This window comes from Nostoc sp. DSM 114161, from assembly GCF_052692665.1.
In genome coordinates, this window is sequence record NZ_CP195141.1 from 862,491 (window position 1) to 884,616 (window position 22,126).

The 22,126-nt window shown below is 41.7% G+C and carries 19 protein-coding genes and 3 pseudogenes; 12 read left to right on the plus strand and 10 right to left on the minus strand.

What is annotated here, in order from left to right:
* The first annotated feature begins 78 nt into the window (after window positions 1-78).
* Window positions 79-2,697 carry an ATP-dependent chaperone ClpB gene (gene clpB / locus NSTC745_RS03790; RefSeq protein ID WP_445635960.1) on the plus strand — a complete coding sequence of 873 codons (2,619 nt, stop codon included), beginning with the start codon at window positions 79-81 and terminating at the stop codon, window positions 2,695-2,697.
* A 73-nt stretch (window positions 2,698-2,770) separates the two neighbouring features.
* Here clpB and NSTC745_RS03795 read toward each other — a convergent pair whose 3' ends face one another.
* Window positions 2,771-3,328: an SRPBCC family protein gene (locus tag NSTC745_RS03795; RefSeq protein ID WP_445635961.1), complete on the minus strand. Its 558-nt coding sequence runs from the start codon at window positions 3,326-3,328 to the stop codon at window positions 2,771-2,773.
* Window positions 3,329-3,797: 469 nt separating this feature from the next.
* On the opposite strand from NSTC745_RS03795, the gene NSTC745_RS03800 reads away from it, so the two are divergent.
* From NSTC745_RS03800 to NSTC745_RS03810, 3 genes are all read left to right on the plus strand, one after another.
* Window positions 3,798-3,992, plus strand: coding sequence for a hypothetical protein (locus NSTC745_RS03800; RefSeq protein WP_096536363.1), 195 nt, complete (start codon window positions 3,798-3,800; stop codon window positions 3,990-3,992).
* Window positions 3,993-4,184: 192 nt separating this feature from the next.
* Window positions 4,185-5,030 (plus strand): segregation/condensation protein A, encoded by an 846-nt coding sequence (locus tag NSTC745_RS03805; RefSeq protein ID WP_445635962.1) that lies wholly within the window; start codon window positions 4,185-4,187, stop codon window positions 5,028-5,030.
* Between the two features lie 218 nt (window positions 5,031-5,248).
* The gene (locus NSTC745_RS03810; RefSeq protein ID WP_445635963.1) at window positions 5,249-6,418 is read left to right on the plus strand and encodes a sugar phosphate nucleotidyltransferase; all 1,170 of its coding nucleotides are present in this window, start codon (window positions 5,249-5,251) and stop codon (window positions 6,416-6,418) included.
* Window positions 6,419-6,534: 116 nt separating this feature from the next.
* Here the strand turns inward: NSTC745_RS03810 and speA are convergent, their stop codons facing one another.
* On the minus strand, window positions 6,535-8,553 hold the full coding sequence (speA, locus tag NSTC745_RS03815) for a biosynthetic arginine decarboxylase (protein WP_445635964.1): 2,019 nt from the start codon (window positions 8,551-8,553) through the stop codon (window positions 6,535-6,537).
* Window positions 8,554-8,784: 231 nt separating this feature from the next.
* Between speA and ndk the strand changes: the two genes are divergently transcribed.
* Window positions 8,785-9,234: a nucleoside-diphosphate kinase gene (ndk, locus tag NSTC745_RS03820; protein ID WP_445635965.1), complete on the plus strand. Its 450-nt coding sequence runs from the start codon at window positions 8,785-8,787 to the stop codon at window positions 9,232-9,234.
* A gap of 112 nt (window positions 9,235-9,346) precedes the next feature.
* Here ndk and NSTC745_RS03825 read toward each other — a convergent pair whose 3' ends face one another.
* Window positions 9,347-10,069 (minus strand): TerC family protein, encoded by a 723-nt coding sequence (locus NSTC745_RS03825; protein WP_445635966.1) that lies wholly within the window; start codon window positions 10,067-10,069, stop codon window positions 9,347-9,349.
* A gap of 281 nt (window positions 10,070-10,350) precedes the next feature.
* On the opposite strand from NSTC745_RS03825, the pseudogene NSTC745_RS03830 reads away from it, so the two are divergent.
* From NSTC745_RS03830 to NSTC745_RS03840, 3 genes and pseudogenes are all read left to right on the plus strand, one after another.
* Window positions 10,351-10,588: pseudogene (locus NSTC745_RS03830) on the plus strand (DUF433 domain-containing protein).
* 56 nt (window positions 10,589-10,644) lie between these two features.
* Window positions 10,645-10,806 (plus strand): annotated as a pseudogene (locus tag NSTC745_RS03835) (DUF5615 family PIN-like protein); the annotation flags it as partial.
* 60 nt (window positions 10,807-10,866) lie between these two features.
* Complete coding sequence (locus NSTC745_RS03840) at window positions 10,867-11,247, plus strand: hypothetical protein (protein WP_445635967.1); 381 nt, start codon at window positions 10,867-10,869, stop codon at window positions 11,245-11,247.
* 74 nt (window positions 11,248-11,321) lie between these two features.
* Here the strand turns inward: NSTC745_RS03840 and NSTC745_RS03845 are convergent, their stop codons facing one another.
* From NSTC745_RS03845 to NSTC745_RS03860, 4 genes are all read right to left on the minus strand, one after another.
* Window positions 11,322-11,759, minus strand: coding sequence for a hypothetical protein (locus tag NSTC745_RS03845; RefSeq protein WP_445635968.1), 438 nt, complete (start codon window positions 11,757-11,759; stop codon window positions 11,322-11,324).
* Window positions 11,760-11,828: 69 nt separating this feature from the next.
* Window positions 11,829-12,521, minus strand: a complete 693-nt coding sequence (locus NSTC745_RS03850) for a hypothetical protein (RefSeq protein ID WP_445635969.1) — start codon at window positions 12,519-12,521, stop codon at window positions 11,829-11,831.
* Between the two features lie 173 nt (window positions 12,522-12,694).
* Entirely contained in the window at window positions 12,695-13,420 is a 726-nt protein-coding gene (locus NSTC745_RS03855; RefSeq protein ID WP_445635970.1) for a Uma2 family endonuclease, read from the minus strand.
* Window positions 13,421-13,448: 28 nt separating this feature from the next.
* Window positions 13,449-14,096: a restriction endonuclease subunit R gene (locus NSTC745_RS03860; RefSeq protein WP_445635971.1), complete on the minus strand. Its 648-nt coding sequence runs from the start codon at window positions 14,094-14,096 to the stop codon at window positions 13,449-13,451.
* Between the two features lie 216 nt (window positions 14,097-14,312).
* Here NSTC745_RS03860 and acs point away from each other — a divergent pair, with 216 nt between their 5' ends.
* The 4 genes and pseudogenes from acs (at window position 14,313) to NSTC745_RS03880 (ending at window position 18,423) form a co-directional block, all read left to right on the plus strand.
* The gene (gene acs, locus NSTC745_RS03865; RefSeq protein ID WP_445635972.1) at window positions 14,313-16,286 is read left to right on the plus strand and encodes an acetate--CoA ligase; all 1,974 of its coding nucleotides are present in this window, start codon (window positions 14,313-14,315) and stop codon (window positions 16,284-16,286) included.
* A gap of 87 nt (window positions 16,287-16,373) precedes the next feature.
* Entirely contained in the window at window positions 16,374-17,042 is a 669-nt protein-coding gene (locus NSTC745_RS03870) for a tetratricopeptide repeat protein (RefSeq protein WP_445635973.1), read from the plus strand.
* Window positions 17,043-17,170: 128 nt separating this feature from the next.
* Window positions 17,171-17,521 (plus strand): hypothetical protein, encoded by a 351-nt coding sequence (locus tag NSTC745_RS03875; RefSeq protein WP_445635974.1) that lies wholly within the window; start codon window positions 17,171-17,173, stop codon window positions 17,519-17,521.
* 122 nt (window positions 17,522-17,643) lie between these two features.
* Window positions 17,644-18,423, plus strand: a pseudogene (locus tag NSTC745_RS03880) (Uma2 family endonuclease).
* Here NSTC745_RS03880 and NSTC745_RS03885 read toward each other — a convergent pair.
* The 3 genes from NSTC745_RS03885 to NSTC745_RS03895 form a co-directional block, all read right to left on the minus strand.
* Window positions 18,420-19,001 (minus strand): Uma2 family endonuclease, encoded by a 582-nt coding sequence (locus NSTC745_RS03885; protein WP_445635975.1) that lies wholly within the window; start codon window positions 18,999-19,001, stop codon window positions 18,420-18,422. The pseudogene NSTC745_RS03880 and the gene NSTC745_RS03885 sit on opposite strands and share 4 nt — an antisense overlap.
* A 48-nt stretch (window positions 19,002-19,049) precedes the next feature.
* Window positions 19,050-20,645 carry a DHA2 family efflux MFS transporter permease subunit gene (locus NSTC745_RS03890; RefSeq protein WP_445635976.1) on the minus strand — a complete coding sequence of 532 codons (1,596 nt, stop codon included), beginning with the start codon at window positions 20,643-20,645 and terminating at the stop codon, window positions 19,050-19,052.
* Between the two features lie 216 nt (window positions 20,646-20,861).
* The gene (locus NSTC745_RS03895) at window positions 20,862-22,112 is read right to left on the minus strand and encodes an MFS transporter (protein ID WP_445635977.1); all 1,251 of its coding nucleotides are present in this window, start codon (window positions 22,110-22,112) and stop codon (window positions 20,862-20,864) included.
* Window positions 22,113-22,126: the final 14 nt, after the last annotated feature.

A 22,126-nucleotide genomic window follows, 5' to 3' on the forward strand; every position in this document is an offset into this window, starting at 1 on the left:
ACCTATTTTTACAATGTTTTTATCAGAGAGTATTGCTCTGTATGCCCTGTGCCCCTAAACTAGTCTATTGAATAGCTTATGCAACCTACCGATCCTAAGCAATTTACCGAAAAAGCGTGGGAAGCGATCGCCCACACGCCGGATATTGTTAAACAATATCAACAACAGCAGATTGAAAGCGAACATTTGATGAAAGCACTGCTAGAACAAGATGGACTAACCAGCAGTGTCTTGACGAAAGCCAGTGTTAACTTGCAAAAACTCCGCGATCGTACCGAACAATTTATCCAACGTCAGCCGAAAGTCTCTGGTAGCAGTACTTCTGTTTATTTAGGACGCAGTTTAGATACACTTTTAGACCGCGCAGACGGCTATCGCCAAGAATTTCAAGACGAATATATTTCAATTGAACATTTATTGCTGGCTTATGCTAAAGATGACCGCTTTGGCAAAGCTTTATTTCAAGAATTCGCTTTAAACGAAAAGAAACTAAAAGATATTATTAAACAAATTCGTGGGAGCCAAAAAGTGACCGACCAAAATCCAGAAGGCAAATACGAAGCACTGGAAAAATATGGGCGTGACCTTACAGAAGCAGCCCGAAAAGGTCAGCTCGATCCAGTGATTGGGCGCGATGATGAAATTCGCCGCACTATACAAATTCTTTCTCGCCGGACTAAAAATAACCCAGTATTAATCGGCGAACCAGGTGTTGGTAAAACTGCGATCGCTGAAGGATTAGCACAGCGCATTGTTGCTGGTGATGTTCCCCAATCTCTCAAAGACCGCAAGTTAATTGCCTTAGATATGGGTGCTTTAATTGCTGGGGCAAAATTCAGGGGTGAGTTTGAAGAACGTCTAAAAGCAGTATTAAAAGAAGTTACCGAATCTGGCGGCAATATTGTTCTATTTATTGATGAAATTCACACCGTTGTCGGTGCTGGTGCTACCCAAGGGGCGATGGATGCTGGTAACTTGTTAAAACCAATGTTGGCGCGGGGCGAATTGCGCTGTATTGGGGCGACAACTTTGGATGAATATCGCAAATATATCGAAAAAGATGCGGCTCTAGAAAGACGTTTCCAACAAGTTTATGTCGATCAGCCTAGTGTCGAAGATGCGATTTCGATTTTGCGCGGCTTGAGGGAACGCTATGAAAACCATCACGGGGTGAAGATTTCTGACAGTGCTTTAGTTGCAGCAGCGATATTATCGAGTCGTTATATTAGCGATCGCTTCTTACCAGATAAAGCCATTGATTTAGTAGATGAAGCCGCCGCTAGGTTAAAAATGGAGATTACCTCCAAACCAGAAGAACTCGACGAAATTGACCGCAAGATTTTGCAATTGGAAATGGAAAAGCTATCGCTACAAAAAGAAAGCGATCTAGCTTCACGCGAACGTTTGGAAAGACTAGAAAAAGAAATTGCTGACTTCAAAGAAGAACAAAGTACTCTCAATGCTCAATGGCAATCTGAAAAAGATATCATTGACAAAATTCAGTCCGTTAAAAAAGAAATTGAACGGGTGAATTTGGAAATTCAGCAAGCAGAACGCGATTACGACCTCAACCGGGCTGCTGAATTGAAGTATGGTAAATTAACAGATTTACATCGCAAATTAGAAGCAGCAGAAAGCGAATTAGCAAACGCCCAAAAAACCGGAAAATCTCTGTTGCGCGAGGAAGTAACCGAAGGTGATATTGCCGAAGTGATTTCTAAATGGACGGGAATTCCCATCAGCAAGTTGGTGGAATCAGAGAAAGAAAAACTGCTGCATTTAGAAGATGAATTACATCGCCGCGTAGTTGGACAAGAAGAAGCAGTCACAGCCGTAGCTGATGCAATTCAGCGATCGCGTGCTGGATTGGCAGATCCCAATCGTCCCATCGCTAGCTTTATTTTCCTGGGGCCCACGGGTGTTGGTAAAACCGAATTAGCAAAAGCGTTGGCGGCATATATGTTCGACACCGAAGAAGCCTTAGTGCGAATCGATATGTCGGAATATATGGAAAAACACGCAGTCTCTCGTCTAATTGGTGCGCCTCCAGGATATGTAGGTTATGAAGAAGGCGGACAATTAACCGAAGCAATCCGTCGTCGTCCTTATGCGGTGATTCTTTTCGATGAAATCGAGAAAGCACACCCCGATGTATTCAATATCTTCTTGCAAATTCTCGATGACGGTCGCGTAACTGATGCCCAAGGTCATACTGTGGACTTCAAGAACGCTATTATCATCATGACTAGTAATATCGGTTCGCAGTACATTCTCGATATCGCTGGGGATAACGCACACTATGACGAAATGCGTCGTCGCGTGATGGAGGCAATGCGAAATAGCTTCCGTCCAGAATTCCTCAATCGGATTGACGAAATCATCATCTTCCACGGTTTGAACAAGCAGGAATTACGCCGAATCGTGCAATTGCAAGTGGAAAGACTGCGGCAAAGACTTGGCGATCGCAAGATTTCTCTCAAACTCTCCGATGCTGCTCTTGACTTTTTAGCAGAGGTAGGATACGATCCCGTATTTGGAGCGCGTCCGCTAAAACGGGCGATTCAGCGGGAGTTAGAAACACAAATTGCCAAAGCCATCTTGCGCGGCGAATTTAACGACGGTGACACCATCTTTGTAGATGTACAAAATGAGCGTCTAGCCTTTGGTCGTTTACCTGTTGAGATTTTTACCAGTTGATCCGATTTTGGATTTTAGGAGTAAAGATGTAGAGACGTTGCAATGCAACGTCTCTTTGCCTGTTGCGTATTGCTTACTGACCTTTACAAAGTACTTGCCGCATTTTACGCATATTCGCGGGCAATTCAAAGTTCATTGCTTGTTGAATGAAAATTGATGGAATTGGGATATTAGGGGTAGCTTGGACAGTATAAGCAAGTAAAGTGCCATTACCGCAATCTTTAAGTTCTAAATGAGCGTCAAAGTCTTCAAAAGTTCCTTTTTCCATGCGGAATTGGATTTGTTGCCCTAGCACTTCTACAACATTGAGGTAAATTTCTACTTGAGCCGTGAAAAACAAGAAAGCTTTTTGTGCTGCTTGATACAGGCGTTTGGCTTCACCTCGATGTATTACTTCGCTCTTAGTGATATCAGGAAAATACTGCACCCAGCGGGGATAATCAGTTAATTGCTGCCAGACTTGCGATCGCACCATCGGCAAATACATCCAAGCTGTGACAGCGCCACCCCAGGCCTTATGCGATCGGGTTTCGACTAAAATCTCGCCCTGTACCAGTAACCTTTGCTTGTCTTGACTCCAAGCCATATCTGAACCTGCAATAATTGAGCTTAAAATATGAGACGCAGACATAATGATTTCCGTAACTCCTCAGATCGTCCACCTAAAAATATTGAAACTAAAAGCCATCAAAACTTGATTCAACTCTAACCCACTCAATTTTAGTTCCAGTTTAATACTTGTTCTTTCCGGAAACTGTCATTTTTTGGTAATTATTTCAGTTAGTTTACTGGGAAAACTGTATTTCTGAACACAATTAACACAATCAACACTTAAGTAAAAATTTATCAACGTAATACTCATAAATAAAAAATCAACTTTTTAACAGCTAAAATGGCACAAACAGCAACTAATATCAAAGGTCAAGACTAATTCTAGAAGTTTTCACGGTAGAAACTTCCGTCCATCTTTACCAACTTTTAGTAATTAGCGTCTGCGAAATTTTACGTGTTATTTCTGATTAAACTGAAACTTCACCGTATCTTTATAGTTGAATGTCAATACTAAATTTATTGTCTGTCGATCTGAGAGGAAAACTTAAGTGAGTCAATCATCTTTAAATCGTAGATTAATTCAGATTTTCGGAATCCTGCTTGGTATCAGTTTCGCGGTTTGGATACTCCGAGGCTTTGGTATTCTGACTTTTATTCCGGGCGGAATTATTTGGCTGCTGTTACTGGGGGCGATCGCGATCGGAATTATTAGTTATGCTCAAAGAACTTGGTGGCGGTTTTGATCTTGGGCATTGGGCATCGGGCATCGGGCATTGAAAGTTAGGAGTTAGGAGTTAAGAATATTCTCTTGTCCCCTTGTCCCCTTGTCCCCTTGTCCCCTTGTCCTCTTGTCTCCCCCTGCCTCCTCATCTGGGATATTCCCGATGCCCCATGCCCCATGCCCCATGCCCCTTTAATTAATTTAGTACCTGCTGATGGAAGCTTCCGAGCTGTTAGAAACAATTACACTCCTGATTCATCAAGCCCAGCAGGGGGAAATTGACCCTTGGGATGTCCAAGTGATTGAGGTGATTGACCGATACTTGGAACTGATGGCACCAGAGGCAATAAGGAAAGGCTATGAAACAGACTTGTCTCAATCTGGGCAAGCCTTTTTATCAGCATCAATGCTGGTATTGTTCAAAGCTAATACCTTAATGCAGTTGTCAACAGTAGAAGATGTACAGGATGGTGTATTAGATGATGCTCTATTAACAGATGAAGACGGTGCATTCCATCACGGGCCTCGGCTACCATTAGAACGGCAATTGCGTCGTCGTCCAGCAGCAATGCCACCGCCAAAACGTCGGGTAACTCTGCAAGAGTTAATTGAGCAATTACAGATTATGGCGAATCAGCTCAAACTCGTAGAGAAAACCAGCAAACCTGTACGTCCCAAGCGTCAGCCTAGCATCCAAAGTATGCGGCAGGCTCTAGAGTTAGCTCACCAAGAAAATCTGACAGAAGTGGCAAAAGAACTAGAGCAGGTGTTGAAATTATCAGCAAAAGAACTATGTTTAGAGCAAAATTGGTTGAATTTAGAAGAACTTGTCGAGTTATGGACTCAGAGTAAGCAATCATCTCAAAATGGGTCTGGGCACGAGTCCGAACACGCTCATCTAGTTAGCGTTTTCTGGGCGCTATTACTACTCTCGGCTCAATCGAAAGTAGAGCTATCTCAAGAGGAATTTTACGATGAGATTAAAGTTCGCTTACTCACAGATTCAGCTAACAATTCCCCAGCCTGCGAACAGGCAATTAACTCAGCAAGCCAAAACTAGCTTTACAGATAGTTGAGAGATTTTTGCGTCAGCTTCCAAATCCGAGTAAATTGAAAAGATAAGCGATCGCTTGTCATCTAAGTGTACCTATGGTTGCAATAACCACTAATTTATTGTTATCCCTGTTTGGAGGGATAACTTAGAGCAGAAATAAAAACTGATGATTAAGTATCACTCTAATGAAAGTAAACTGGCTTGTGGTTGAGGAATAAACTTTTATGAAAGCGATGATTCTCGCGGCTGGCAAGGGTACTCGCGTGCGTCCAATTACGTACACTATGCCCAAACCGATGATGCCCATCCTGCAAAAGCCAGTGATGGAGTTTTTGCTGGAACTGTTACGCCAACATGGATTTGACCAGATTCTGGTCAATGTGAGTCATTTGGCTGAGGAAATAGAAAACTATTTCCGTGACGGTCAGCGGTTTGGCGTACAAATTGCCTATTCTTTTGAAGGGAAAATAGACGACGACGGTAAACTAGTAGGCGAAGCCATTGGTTCGGCTGGAGGAATGCGGCGCATTCAAGACTTTTCACCGTTTTTTGATGACACTTTCATCGTGTTGTGCGGTGATGCTTTGATTGACCTGGATTTAACTGCCGCAGTTAAATGGCATAGAGCTAAAGGATCGATCGCTACTATTATTACGAAATCTGTCCCCAAAGAAGAAGTTTCTAGCTACGGTGTAGTTGTTACCGACGAAGATGGTCGGGTTAAAGCTTTCCAAGAAAAACCTTCAACTGAAGAAGCCCTCAGCACCAATATCAATACTGGTATTTATATCTTTGAACCAGAGGTATTTAACTATATCCCCTCTGGCGTCGAATACGACATTGGTAGCCAATTGTTCCCCAAACTCGTGGAAATCAAAGCTCCTTTTTATGCCATTCCTATGGACTTTGAATGGGTAGATATTGGTAAAGTACCAGACTATTGGCGGGCGATTCGCGGTGTGTTGTTGGGTGAAATCAAAAATGTGCAAATTCCCGGTCATGAAGTCGCCCCTGGAATATACACTGGCTTAAATGTTGCCGTCAATTGGGACAAAGTAGATATTACAGGCCCAGTTTACATTGGTGGGATGACAAGAATAGAAGACGGAGCGAAAATCGTCGGTCCCGCAATGATTGGCCCTAATTGTTGGATATGTAGTGGCGCAACTGTAGAAAACAGCGTGATTTTTGAATGGTCGCGCCTCGGCCCCGGCGTCCGCTTGGTAGATAAGCTGGTGTTTGGACGTTATTGCGTTGATAAAACCGGCGCTTCAATAGATGTTCAAGCCGCAGCTTTAGACTGGCTGATTACCGATGCTCGTCAGACAATACCATCCCATACTCCTCTTGAACGCCAAGCAATAGAAGAATTATTGGGGACAAGCGCGAATTAGAGAATGGGGCATAGGGCATTGGGCATTGGTTATTCTTCCCCTGTCTCCTCTGCCCCTCTGCTCCCCTGCTCCCCATCTCTCCCATGCCCTATCCCCCATGCACCATGCCCCAATCCCTAACTATTTAAGTACGTATACCTTCTTAGGCTCTGTTCGTAGGTTTGTAGGAGTCGCTGAGATTCTGCTAGAGTAATGCGCTTTTCCTCTAGAGCTTTCTCGCAACGCTGGCGGATGTTTTCTACCATATCTTCCGAGTCGTATTGAACGTAGCTCACCACTTCACTCATGGTATCGCCTTTGACTACGTGTTCGATTTGGTAGCCTTTGGGCGTTAATTGGATGTGAACGGCGTTGGTATCGCCAAATAAGTTGTGCAAGTTACCCATGATTTCTTGGTAAGCTCCATTGAGGAACATACCCAAGTAATAGGGTTCTCCTGTTTTGTAGGGGTGGAGTTCTAAAACCGATTTGACATCGCGCAAGTCAATAAAACGGTCTATTTTACCATCACTGTCGCAGGTGAGGTCTGCTAAAATCCCCCGCCGCGTTGGTTCTTCATCCAAGCGGTGGATTGGCATGATGGGAAATAACTGGTCGATCGCCCAACAATCTGGTGCTGATTGAAACACTGACATGTTGACGTAATAGATGGAAGCCATGATTTTTTCTAAGTCTTCCAATTCGTCGGGTACGTATTCTTGCTGCCTTGTAATGTTCAAAATCTTTTGACAACAAGCCCAGTAGAGCCGTTCGGCTTTGGCTCGTTCTCTAAGGCGTAAAATTCCCAAGTTAAAGCGGCTGATGGCTTCTTCTTTGAATTGTGCCGCGTCGTGGTAAAGCTCTTGGTAATTTTCTTTGTTGATGGATTGGTAACTTTCCCAGAGGTAATTAATAATTGGGGATTCTCCCTCTTGGGGTGGTTCTGGCGGATTGAGGGGGACATCGCTGGTACTGAGAACGTCGAAAATTAATACCGACTGATGGGAAGCGATCGCTCTTCCACTTTCACTAATCAGTGTAGGTACGGTAATTTGTCGTTCAGCACAGGTATCTTTTAACTCTGCAACAATATCGTTGGCATAGTTCTGCATATTGTAATTTTTCGATGCGTAGAAGTTGGTTTGGGAACCGTCGTAATCTACACCCAAGCCACCACCGACATCAAGGTATTTCATATCTGCCCCCAGCATTGCCAATTCTACGTAAATGCGGCTGGCTTCTTGGATGGCATCTTTTATCACATTAATGGCAGAAATTTGCGAACCGATATGGAAATGCATCAACTGTAAAGAATCCAGCAGATTAGCATCCCGTAATTTGTCAACTGCCTCGATAATCTCAGGCATAGTCAAACCAAATTTAGCGCGATCGCCGCTGGAGGTTCCCCAACGCCCCATACCTTGAGTGCTGAGTTTCGCCCGGACGCCCAAAATCGGCTTAATACCTAACTGGCGATTGGCAGCAATCACCAGATCTACCTCTTCAATTTGTTCTAAGACGATAATTGGTGTTTGTCCTAGTCTTTGGGCTAACATTGCCGTTTCAATGTATTCCTGGTCTTTGTAGCCATTGCAAACTAACAATGCTCCTGGCGTATCCAGAATAGCCAGAGCAATCATTAATTCTGGCTTAGAACCGGCTTCTAAACCAAATTGATGGGGCTTGCCGAATTTGACTAAATCCTCAATTAAATGGCGTTCTTGGTTGCACTTGACAGGAAACACGCCACGGTAGACACCAGGGTAGTTGTAACGGGCGATCGCTTTAGCAAAACAAGCGTTCAACCGCTCAATCCGATCTTCTAAAATATCGGAAAAGCGAATCAGCATCGGGAGTCCCAAATTGCGCTGCTTCAAGGCGTTGACTAGTTCAAACAAATCTAAAGAACCCCCGCGATCGCCTTTTGGCGCAACGGTAACGTGACCAGCAGCATTAATGGAAAAATAAGGTTGTCCCCAACCTTCAATGCGATATAGTGTTTCGCTATCCTCAATTTTCCAGGAGCGAGGTAAATCTCCTGTGGTAGTACTTGGTGGTAACAGCTTTTTTTGTTGATTCTTTTTCACTTCAGATTTGTGTCCATTGGACGGTAGTAGTACCACCTCGTCAGATGTAGCAGTTGACTCAACACCCATTTCTTCCTAACCTCTGTGTTTCACCCACGAATTAACAATTTAGCGCATTCGTTTCATAACCGATATGCACCCAAGGTTAATTTCTGAGATAAACTCTGATTGGTCAAGAGTCATCAGTCATTTGTCATTAGTCATCGATCATTTGTCAGAAGTGCAAAAGGCTTGAACAAAGGACAAAAGACAATAGACAATTGACTAGATAAAAACTTTATTAAGTTTTGGGAGATAGCTTTGGAGCGCACATTCTTAGCAATTAAGCCAGACGGCGTACAGCGCAAACTAGTAGGTGAAATTATCCGTCGCTTTGAAACTAAAGGTTTTACCCTAGTTGGTTTGAAGTTCTTGAAAGTCAGTCGGGAATTAGCCGAACAACATTATGATGTTCACAAGGAACGTCCCTTTTTTGGCAGCTTAGTCGAATTTATCACTTCTGCACCCGTTGTAGCGATGGTGTGGGAAGGAGATGGCGTCGTTGCAGCTGCCAGAAAAATCATTGGTGCAACGAACCCCTTATCAGCCGAACCGGGAACAATTCGCGGCGATTTTGGCATTAATATTGGTCGCAACTTAATCCACGGTTCCGATGCTCAAGAAACCGCCCAAAGAGAAATAGCCCTCTGGTTTAAGGACGAAGAATTAGTCAACTGGCAACCGCATTTAACATCCTGGTTGCGCGAGTAGGAAAGTAGGTAGATGGGGAGGTGGGGAGGTGGGGAGATGGAGAGGTGGCGAAGTTTCTTTATAATTACTCTCCTTCATCCCCCTCATCTCCTTATCCCCCCATCCCCTCTTCTCACTTCGGTATTTCTGTCTTTTCCGGTTCTACTTGGGGTAATTCGGTGTCAACGCGTTTGGAAAATCCCCAGCCTAAAATTAGGAAGATGGCTGTAATCATTGCCCATTCTGGTGGGACTAAACTATCGTTCACTACTTTTAATAAAAGTCGCAAGCCTACTAAAGCTACAGTTACATAGCCTGCATCTTCTAGATTTTCATATTCGTCTAGCCAACGGATAAACAATCCCGCCATAAATCGCAGCGTGATAATACCGATTGTGGCACCCGTCAGCACTAGCCACCTTTCTTGAGAAACTGCGATCGCAGTTGTCACGCTATCCAAGGAAAACGCCAAATCTGTAAATGCAATCACGGGGATGGCTTGCAATAGCGAACTAAAACGCGGCCCGTGATGATGCTCGTCGCTGCCTTCTTCTGAGGTAAAGTGTTGGAATACCAGCCACAACAAGTAGGCAGCGCCCAATAATTCAAATTGCCAGAATTGTTGCACCCAAGTAGCGGTAAGAATCAGGCTAATTCGCAGCACGTAGGCTACAACTAAACCAAAGTTCAAAGCTTTACGCTCAAGTTCTTTGTCTTCTAGCCCTTGAGCGATGGCAGCAAGGGCGATGGCATTGTCAGCAGACAGCACCGCCTCTAAAAATATTAGTATCAGCAGGACTATCGGGGCCTCAACGCTGAAATGAAAGTGGAGGTAATCAAAAATTCGGTCTAGCATTCCGGGTTTCTCAAGCAGGAAAAATTCAAATTTTACAGAAACAGAGATTTTTTATTCCAGAGCGCAGCAAATTGCCACTTTGATCCAGCTTAACGTGGTTGTGGTGCATTCTAAAGAGGGTTGGATTGGCGCGATCGCCCTACTACTGGGGTATTTGGCGTGTAAGTCAATACACCAAAAGTTTTAATATTTTTCTTCATCTGATGTCAATGTACTGCTGTGATTTGGCATCTAAGAAAAGGCTCAGACATAATATCGTAATAATTCATGAATATTCTTTTATGGAAAATAAACTTCTACAACGTATTACTCATAATCCAGATATTTGCCACGGCAAACCATGTATTAGAGGACTTCGTTATCCAGTTGAATTGATTTTAGAACTGCTTAGTTCTGGTATGACTAATGAGGAAATATTGGCAGATTATGACGATTTAGAATATGAAGATATTCAAGCTGTCTTGCTGTTTGCTGCTCGACTGAACCCAAGTCAAAAGCATTCATCGAATTGCCTCATGAAATTTCTTGTAGATGCTCAATTACCAGTTCGTCTTGCTCGTTTTCTTAAAGCTTCAGTTTACGATACAATTCACACTAGAGATTTACCAGACCAAAATGCCACGCCAGATAATGAGATTAATGCCATATCAATTGCAGAAAATCGAATTTTAATTACAAAAGATGTGGATTTTGTCAACTATTTTTTAACAGTTCAGCAACCCTATAAACTACTTTAAACTACTTTAAACTACCACAGGCAATATTAAAAACTCAGAACTGGAATCCCTATTCAATTTATGTCAATTGAATATCTCGAACACTATACCTTTAATGTACAGTCTCTTAGAAACTACACCTTTACTGTAAGCATGTCCTGTGGGTATGACAAGCAAGGAAATAACTGGAAAGAGCCGGAACTTACAGAAATGCGTAGCAAAGGTTTAATAATTAAGGAGTATCCTTACAAAACCGTTTTCTTTGAAAATATACTTCTTGGTTGCATACATGAATGTTTAGACGGTACGTGGTCTGCACATAGCCCATATAATGCTTTAAGTGTTGGTGATATGGAAATTTCTGGCTTCATTGATGAGTTTTATGCTGTGCGATACTTGCATCAAGTTATAAAAGCAAATTATCCTGACGATATTGGAGACTTTCCTTGTAAGCATCTTTAAAAATGCACCTTACCAGATTGGGAACCGCTATATTATGGCTTTGCGTCCCTTAAAATCTACTGTGATTCAAAATTTTACAAAATATCTGCCAACTTTACCAAGAGACTATTTGCCAAATCTATTAAGCTGATGTCGTCTTTATCAATATTATTTTCACCACCAGCTAATAAATTTTTCACAGCTTCTAACCTGTCGTCTACTTCAGAAGTTCTCCAATATTCTTCTAAACTTACTGCAAAATCGAATAGCGATCGCTCTCCCAAATATTCCCTAACTTTCACAGCTACATTATCATCACTTACCAAAAATTCTTTAATAGCATCCAACCGAGAATTACCTAAGATTTCGTCATTTCCCCAGGTTTCTAACCAGTCGCCATCTATGTCTTCAACATAAAAATTCACAAAATCAACGCCGTAAGTTAACCAGTTCTGCTGCATTTGTCTAGCTGTTGCTAAAGCTTCGGCAAAATTAACATTGTTGCAGGTGTGAGTTTCTCTTTTGTGAGCCATAAAAGCTGTAATGAGCAGGTAAGTATGTAAGCTAGAATACAAATCTTGTACATCTAAATCCAGAAACAATCAGGAAAATTTTAAATATTTCCCACCAGAGAGGTAATCACTGTTATACAGCGCCACGTTAACTAACTGGTTAACAAAATTAGCATCCTTGGGATTGTAACTTAGGAACAATCCTCTCTCTATTTCCCACGATCGCAGTGTATTTTGCCAAGCTTGGTACTTTTGTTGATTGAGTTCTTCACTGACACTTGTAACTTGAATGCAGAGTGGTTGATTGTGACGATTACTGACAATTAAATCTGTTGCCATTGATAGGTCGGCAATATAACGCTGCCAAAAACTACCTTCTCGCTGAACAACATCTTGGGCTATATTTCTAATAATATCATCATCCCCGCGATCGAACTCACCTGCCATTAATTTTTGCTTCCAAACATAAAACTTGGAATCATTTGCATTAATCCATTTAGGAAAAAGGTAACCATACCAATATCTTTCAATTGGTGTCATTTGTTCAAATTTTGCTTTTTGTTCTTCTGGTGAAGGTGAGGATTTTATTATTAACCAAATTGTCGAATCCGTAATTACTTCCAAAAGAAAAGCAAGTACAAAAGGTTTAGCCGTCAGGGAACCCGGTTTGATATTTTTTACCCAACGGTTGATTTCATCTAATCTTCTCGCTAAATTAGGATCTATCGAGGAAGCTTGCTCGATGAGGGATTTCAATTTATCCTTAATCTCTTTTGCTTGCAAACGAGGCCCTACTTTTAGATACTAACGCTTTTTTAACAATAAAGAATAAAGGCGTCAGTCGTCAGAATTTCATTCTGTATGCCTGGGGTATGAATAAATTGATTCTGAATTCTGAAGTCTCTATTCTTCTCCAATTTTACCTGTAAAGTGTCTATGTAAATTTGCTCATCTCATCAAATATTCTCAGGGTTAATGCCCTGTGTACGCAAAAGTTCGCGCAGTCTAGCAATTTCTTGTTCTGCTCGTTGGGCACGTTCTTCTGCTTGTTGGGCGCGTAAACTTTCCTGTTGGGCTAGTTCTTCAGATGATGGTATCAATTGATTTTCAGTAGTAAAGAATCTTAATTTACCTTCATAAACTCCCAAATAAAGTTCTAACTGTTGACTCCATAAACGTCCATCAGTGGTAGGTTGAATTTCTTGATACTTCCCGTCTACTAAGTGAAATCCCTGTAATTCCATTGTTATGGGATTAAAAAGGAAATAATCAGGTGTGCGAAAAGTATCTTGGTAAATTTGTTTTTTAAAGCCTTTGTCAACTGCTGTTGAATTCGACAAAATCTCTACAATGACATTTGGATATTTGCCGTCTTCATGCCAAACTACCCAACTTTTACGGTCTTTTTTCTCGGTTCCCAAAACTACAAAAAAGTCTGGCCCCCGGAAGTATTCTGATTTTTTCTGGTTGGGACTGTAATAAATTGTCAAATTTCCAGAAGCATAAAAATCCTGCCTTTCTCGCCACCACGATTTCAGTAGGCGAATCAGCAGATCGATTTGGTCTCGGTGTAGGTCACTTTCCAAGGGTGGTTCGTCACTCAGTATATCGCCAGGAGGAAAAATAATTTCATCTTCTGAGGCATCATCAGAGATAAATTCTAAAGTAGCAGGTTCAGACATAAGCGATCGCCCCGCAATTCTACGTTTATTATTCCTGAAAACTTACTAACTTGCAGACGCTTTTAAGAACTTGTAATAACTCAATTGCCCCGGCGGATTCATTGAGATTTAATAATGGCATTAATTGATAAGTTGGTTGTTGTTCGTGTCTCAAATATAAAAACTGATAACGCAGTCCGTTAGTTACCAAACCCCAAACAGATGATTGTTGTTCTAAGCTTTTAAAAGCATCAGTGAGTAATTGAGGTAAACCTTCACTCACTTCAATTGCACTATTCTTTGTTTCAATTACTAAAATCCAAAAAGTTGATGCCACATTACTTTGAGGATTATTAATTGCTAAAATATCCATCCGCCCGGTAATTCTTTTGTCTTCATCTTCCACAGCGATCGCCACGCTATCTTCCATTGTCAACCGAATCGGCACATCATAAAACCCAGCTAACCGCATTAATGGCGCAATCGTTAAAAATTTGACTAGGCCTTCAGAAATTTTGCCCAACCTGAGATAACGACGGAAGTCGTTTTGAATTCCCAATAAATCCTGTTGTTCAAACTCTGTCAACGGTTCAAAATTTAGGAAATCAGTGAATGAACCTGTTGAAAGTTCTTCTAGTTTGAGAAAGCGATGAACATCGTTCAGGGATAGGCTACTGGCTTCGAGAATAAGTGGCATAGTTTTTGGGGAGGTGGGGGGACTTGTACTGAGCGGAGCCGTTGGCGCAGCCTCTCGTAGAGAAGTATGGGGAGATGGGGGGACAAGGAGAACAAGAGGGGAATAATTAATGACTAATGACTAATGACTAATGACGCTTAATGAAAATCTAAACACAGTACAGCATAACTGGGCTAAGAATAGTTTTTAGTAACAATAGCGATCGCGCTTATAACCATGTCTCAACCAACCATAGAATCGATCCTACAAGAGAATCGCCTTTTCCACCCTAGCTCGGAATTCTCGCAAAACGCCCATATCAAAAGCTTGGAAGACTATCAGCGTCTTTACGACAAAGCCAAAGCCGATCCGCAGCAATTTTGGGCAGATTTGGCGGCTACAGAATTATCATGGTTCCAAAAATGGGATACCGTACTAGATTGGCAACCGCCTTTTGCTAAGTGGTTTGTTGGCGGTAAGATGAATATTTCTTACAACTGCCTTGACAGACACCTCACAACTTGGCGCAAAAATAAAGCTGCATTGATTTGGGAAGGGGAACCGGGAGACTCGCGTACCCTCACCTACGCCCAACTGCATCGAGAAGTTTGTCAGTTTGCCAATGTGTTGAAGCAACTAGGCGTACAAAAAGGCGATCGCGTTGGTATTTATATGCCGATGATTCCCGAAGCTGCCATCGCCATGTTAGCTTGTGCGAGAATTGGCGCACCCCACAGCGTTGTATTTGGTGGTTTTAGTGCCGAAGCTTTACGCGATCGCTTAATTGATGCTAAAGCCAAGTTGGTAATTACTGCTGATGGTGGTTGGCGCAAAGATGCGATCGTTCCCCTCAAGCAACAGGTAGATAAAGCCTTGGGTGATGGCGCTGTTCCCAGTGTAGAAAATGTCCTGGTTGTCAAGCGCACCGGACAAGAAACTTATATGCAGTCGGGCGGACGCGACCATTGGTGGCACGATTTACAAAAAAATGCGTCTGCTGATTGTCCCGCCGAACCGATGGACAGCGAAGATATGCTGTTTGTCCTCTACACTTCCGGCAGCACGGGCAAACCAAAGGGTGTAGTGCATACAACTGCTGGCTATAATTTGTATACCCACATGACCACCAAGTGGATATTTGACCTGCAAGACACAGATGTATACTGGTGTACCGCAGATGTGGGTTGGATTACTGGACACAGCTACATTGTCTACGGGCCGCTTTCCAACGGTGCAACAACGATTATGTATGAAGGTGCGCCCCGTGCTTCTAATCCAGGGTGTTTCTGGGATGTAATTGAAAAATACGGTGTCAACATTTTTTATACTGCACCTACAGCAATCCGGGCATTTATTAAGATGGGCGAACAACATCCCAATGCCCGAAACTTATCTTCATTGCGATTGCTGGGAACCGTTGGCGAACCGATTAACCCCGAAGCTTGGATGTGGTATCACAAAGTAATTGGTGGCGGCCGCTGTCCAATTGTCGATACCTGGTGGCAAACCGAAACTGGCGGTATTATGATTACCCCGCTACCAGGGGCAATTCCCACGAAACCAGGTTCTGCAACTCTTCCCTTCCCTGGAATTATTGCAGACATTGTGGATTTAGAAGGAAATTCCGTACCCAACAACCAAGGCGGTTATCTAGCAGTACGCCATCCTTGGCCGGGAATGATGCGGACAGTGTACGGCGATCCGGAACGCTTCCGCCGCACCTATTGGGAACACATCCCTCCCAAAGATGGGAACTATACTTATTTTGCTGGTGATGGCGCTAGACGCGATGAAGATGGTTACTTCTGGGTAATGGGTCGCGTAGATGACGTATTGAATGTATCAGGTCACCGACTCGGTACGATGGAAGTCGAATCAGCCTTAGTTTCCCATCCAGCAGTTGCAGAAGCAGCGGTAGTGGGTAAGCCGGATGAACTCAAAGGAGAAGAGGTAGTTGCTTTTGTGACATTAGAAGGCACTTATCAGGGTAGTGAGGAATTGAGTAAAGAACTCAAGCAACACGTTGTCAAAGAAATCGGTGCGATCGCCCGTCCTGGAGAAATTCGCTTTACCGACGCTTTGCCGAAAACGCGATCGGGTAAGATTATGCGGCGATTATTGCGAAATCTGGCTGCGGGGCAAGAAGTATCTGGAGATACTTCAACCTTAGAAGATAGAAGCGTGTTGGATAAGTTACGAGAAGGCGCGTAGCAATTTTAGATAAATCGTGGGGCGTTACACGGTAACGCGCCCGCAATTTATCATAAGTATTAGAACACTATTGAGGCATTCAGGGCGATGAAACTGAACAGCAAACTGAAATCAGCATTTGTTCAACCTTTTAGCTGCATAGCACTGACTACGATCGCTGCCATTGGTCTATCACCATCCGTGTTAGCAGTTTCTTTAGATTCGCCTCAACAGTATCCCCAAAGACAAGTACACAAACTAGCGCAATTTTCAGACCAAGGGCCATCAGAGCGATCGCAGATTCTCCAACAAGCCAATGCTTTGTACAATCAAGGAGACATGAAAGGTGCAGAGGAAAATTTACGCAAATTAATTAAACAATTTCCGAAAGATGCCTTTGGACACTTTCAACTGGGCAATGTGCTTTTCCGCCAAAAGAAATCAGATGAAGCAATTACCGCTTACCGTGAAGCCATTCGCCTCCAGTCAAAATATGCTCTAGCTTACAATGCGATCGGTATGGTCTACGCTAGCGAAAATCGCTGGCAAGAAGCTATTACTGAATATCAGAAAGCTTTAGAAATTAATCCCAATTATGCTGAAGCAATGACTAATTTTGCTCTAGCAATGTGGCAAACTAATAAACAAGACGAGGCAATATCATATTTAGAAAAAGCTTTAAATATCTTCAAAGAACAGAATAGAAAAGAAAAAGTTAATCAAGTTCAAAAAATCTTGGAAGAAATCAAAAAAGCAGACGATCCTAGTATTTCTTGAAAAATAAATTTAGCAGGAGATAAAACCTAATAAGATTTACTTGCAGGATGCTTTGCCAAAAATGCGATCGAGTAAGATGATTATGTGGGGGTTGCTGCAAAACCTGGCATCTGTAAAATAGGTTTCTGGTGTGTAATTATTGTTGGGTGCGGATTTTACCCACCCTTGAAAATACTAAAACAGAATTATTGTTGGTAATGAATGAAAAATTTCTGTTAGCCAGAGAAACAGTCAGAGTAATTTTTCACTTAGATGGGGGATACACAAAGGTTATTTGGGAACGTTCGGAAAGTGCTGCATGGGCAGGTACAGGATGGATTTTCGACATACCAACTCATATAATCCCAAATGATTTACGAGTCATAGGTTCTCGTTTTATATTGTCTATAATTAAGTCTAATGCGAATGATTGGGAAAATATAGAGAATATCCGGAGTCATAGAGATAGCTTTTTTAATATAGAAAGATTGATATTATAAATATTTCAATTTTTATGACAAAAGTACCACGAAATATCTAGTAGCGTGTCTATTCAAAAATAGTAAAACACCAATTTACAATAATTTATAATAATAAGCAGATAAGCTCTTGGTTAAAGCCTATGACTTCCGTATCGGCATTAACTTTACCTGACCACACCCAGTTACCAGATTCAGATGGTACATTTGTGTTCGCGAAGCGTGCCGGAGGCAAAAATCTTCAGGAGCATCCACAAAGTATTTTAATTACAGATTCAATTAAACCTATTTTAGAACAACGCCATCCTGATGGACAATATTGTATTGGACAAGATTCTGGTATTTACTGGAGATTGACAGATCCTCCTGAAAAAGGTGCCGAAGCTCCGGATTGATTTTATGTACCCAATGTACCACCTACTCTAGATGGTAAAATGCGGCGTTCTTACGTACTGTGGAAGGAGTATGTTGCACCTTTAATTGTGATTGAATTTGTCTCTGGAGATGGTTCAGAAGAACGAGATAAAACAGCGCCATCACAAGGTGAAGGTGGAAATGTTGGTAAATTTTGGGTTTATGAACAGGCAATTCGAGTGCCTTATTATGGGATTTATGAAGTAGCGAAAGCCCAGGTTGAGGTGTATCATCTCATCGATTTTACGTATCAACTAATGAAACCCAACGAAAGAGGACATTACGCGATCGCTCCTTTAGGGGTAGAGTTGGGAATATGGCAAGGTTTGTATCAGAATGCAGAGTTACCTTGGTTGCGGTGGTGGGATGCACAAGGAAATTTACTTTTAACAGGTGAAGAACGCGCTGAAGTTGAGCGAGAAAAGCGGCTATTAATTACAGAAAAATTGCGTAATCTTTCTGTTGAACAACTCAATGCTTTAGGAATCGATCCAGAAATGTTGGATTAAAAATTATTATCCTCTAGTAATGTTACATCTTCATATATTGCTGCGATCGCACAACGAAAATCAACGCTAGCTAAATATACTTCTTCTCCTTTTTCATAAGGATAAAGTACCCAATGCCCCTCTTCATTACGACGGAAGCATTCGACACTCATTCGGTCTGGTGAAATTAGCACGTATTCCTGTAGCGATTCTAAGTGTCTGTAACTAGCAAATTTTTTACCTCTATCATAGCCTTCTGTTGATTCAGAAAGCACTTCCACCACTAAGGAAGGATAGCACTTAAAATATTCAAATTCTTTATCTCGTGTATCGCAAGTCACCATAAGTTCAGGATAGAAATAGCGATTTATGACATCAATTTGGGCTTTCATATCTAACATGTAGACACGGCAACCACTACCCCGGAGATGGTTTCGTAGCAAAATAAACAAGTTTCCTACTACAGTAACATGACTATCACTCGCCCCTGCCATTGCGTAGACTTGTCCATCAATATACTCGTGTTTTATTTCGCTTACTTTCTCGCCTTCTAAATATTCTTCTGGGGAAATATAGTACTCATTTTGGCTAATGACCATGTTAGTACCTGAGTAATTTTATCAAATATTTTAACTCATCCAATAACTTTAATGTGCAACAGCACTACCGCTTGCTTTCACTTTTTTAAAGAACAAAATGGCAATTCCACTTAGCAATAAAGCAATGCCAATAAAGTAGAAACAATCGTTAAAAGCCATCACAAATGCTTCCCGACGAACAATATTTGATATAGATGCGATCGCCTGATTTTGTGCAGTACTTAAATCGGCTCCTCTACTGATAAAATATTGTGTCATTTGGTCAATTCGCTGTTGAGTTGTTGGGTCATATAAAGATATTGCATCGCCCAATCTATTCGAGTGAAATTGTTCTCTATTTGTTAATAAAGTTGCTAAACAAGCAATTCCAATAGAACCGCCCATATTCCGCATCATATTAAATAAACCACTGGCTGAACCTGCTTCTTTTGGACTTAAGCCACCAGTGGCAATAGAACTAAGCGGTACCATAATTAAAGGTTGTCCCATTGCACGCACAAATTGTGACCAGCGTAATTGATCTAATCCTGTTTCATTAGTTATTCCAGAATTCATAAATGCACTCACGGCAAATAAAGTCACGCCAAAAGCCACCATAAAGCGCACATCAAAACGTTGCATCAATTTGGGTATAAAAGGAATAATAAATAGCTGGGGAATCCCAGCCCACATCAACACTTCTCCAATTTGCAGCGCATTATATTTTTGAATTTGGGCAAGATATAACGGTAAAATATAAATCGATCCATACAATCCCACTCCCAAAGATACATTCACAATACTGGCTAAACCAAAGTTACGCCTAAACAACAGGCGCAAATTAATGAATGGTTGTTTACGAGTTAATTCTATAAAGAAAAATACTGCTAGAAAAATTACTGCAATTACAGTTAAGCGGACAATTAACGCCGAACCAAACCAATCTTTGCGGCTACCTTCTTCTAAAACAACTTGCAATGAACCTAATCCGATGGCCATTGCAATAATTCCCCACCAGTCACCTTGTTTTAATAAATTAATTTGCGATGCTTCTTGCTTAATTCCGTACCAAACGCCAGCCAGCATTAATGCACCAGGAACTATATTGATATAAAAGTTGTATTCCCAACCAAAATTTTCGGTTAACCAACCTCCCAATGTCGGGCCAATCGAGGGAGCGAAAACTGCACTAAAACCAAATGCTGCTAACCCTACTGATTGTTTAGATGGTGGTAAGGTCGTTAAAACAATTGTCATCGCGGTGGGAATTAAAACTCCGCCGCTAAAACCTTGTAAGGCACGGAATACAATCATAGAATTCAAATTCCACGCCCAAGCACAGCATATAGAAAAGAAAATAAATAGTGCAGTATTTACTAACAGATACCGTCTCAGAGAAAAGACTCTTGATAACCATCCTGTTAGAGGAATTACTACAATTTCTGCAACGAGATAGGCTGTAGAAATCCAAGAACCTTCTTCTAAAGTTGCCCCTAAACTTGCTTGAATATCTTGTAGCGAAGCATTAGTTATTTGAATATCTAATACCGCCATGAATGCACCAAGCATACTTGCCAATACGCCAATCCAAGTTCTTAGCGGTACGCGATCTGGTGGAAGAGCCGGATTGTGCCCTGGCTGACGAATTACACCTGTATTAGCCATAGTGTTGTTTCAACTCAAGGTTAAAGAGCAAAAAATTTTAAGTAGAAGGACTAAATTAAACCTAACTTGAGATTACCGGGTTTCGACTTCGCTCAACCCTCGTCTTCTCAAAGGCCGAGCATTGAGCGCAGTCGAAATGCGTCTTCTAAATAATTGTGTCCACTTACTTACAATCGGATTCTATACATTTATCCGCGTTTTTTATCCTAAGTTTTATTAATTATTAAAAATACCCTTTTGCTCATAAATTGGACGCATTATTTGTCTTAAAGCGGGCAACTGCCTGCTAAAAATAATAGAGCAGATAATACAAGCTATACCATCAAAAATTAAAGTGTTGGTAGCACCAATACGATTTGCTAATACACCTCCTAATAAATTACCCACGGGAATCATTCCCAAAAAGGACATTGTGTATAAGCTCATCAATCTTCCGCGTTTATCTTCTTCAACAATTGTTTGTAAAAATGTATTGCTCGCAGCAATTTGGAGAATTGTTCCTAAGCCAACAAATAACATGCTGAATAGAGAAAGTGGTAAAAATCGGGACAAAGAAAAGCTAACTAAACCAATTCCTAAAATTGCTGGAGCTAAAGCAATCAATTTACCAATTCCTAAAATTGTTTGCCGTGTAGCAAGATAAATACCACCTGATAAAGCTCCAACTCCAGACGCCGCCATCAAAAAACCTAGAATTTCTGCGCCGCCTTTAAGAACTTCTTCTGCAATAACTGGAACAAGAATAGTGTTTTGTAATCCGAGAAGGCTAACTAAAGCTGATAGCAATAGAACCGCTCGAATCGGTGGAAAGCTAAAGGCATATACAAATCCCTCTTTAACTTTTTGTAAGGGATTACCATCAGTTATAGAATTTTTCCAAGGTTTAACTTTCATCGCCAATAAAGCAGCGATGACAGCAATATAGCTCAAACCATCTATTAAAAAACAATAGCCAGCCCCAACGCCAGCAATTAGTAAACCCCCGATCGCAGGGCCAATTAATCGCGCACCATTAACCATTGTCGAGTTAATGGCGATCGCATTGGCTAAATCTTCCCGGCGTTCGACCAATTCAGGCACAAATGCTTGCCGTGCTGGCGCATCTAAGGCATTAATAAATCCTTGAAATAAACTCAAAGCAATGATTTGCCATACCTGAATCACACCAGTCAGCGCCAGCGCCGCTAATGCTAACGACTGAATCATCGCCAAGATTTGCGTGCCGATTAAGGTACGATATCGAGAAAAGCGATCTACAAATACTCCGCCAAAGGGAGATAAAAAAAAGTTCGGGATTTGGCTAGAAAATCCGACGACTCCTAACATTAAAGGCGAGTTAGTTAAGTCATAAACTAGCCAAATCGTAGCAAGTTGCGTCATCCATGTTCCAATCAGGGAAATGCCTTGTCCGGCAAAAAACAGTTGGTAGTTTCTTGACCTTAATGCAGGTAGTAGCGGTTTTTTCATGTAAGGTTTGTTTT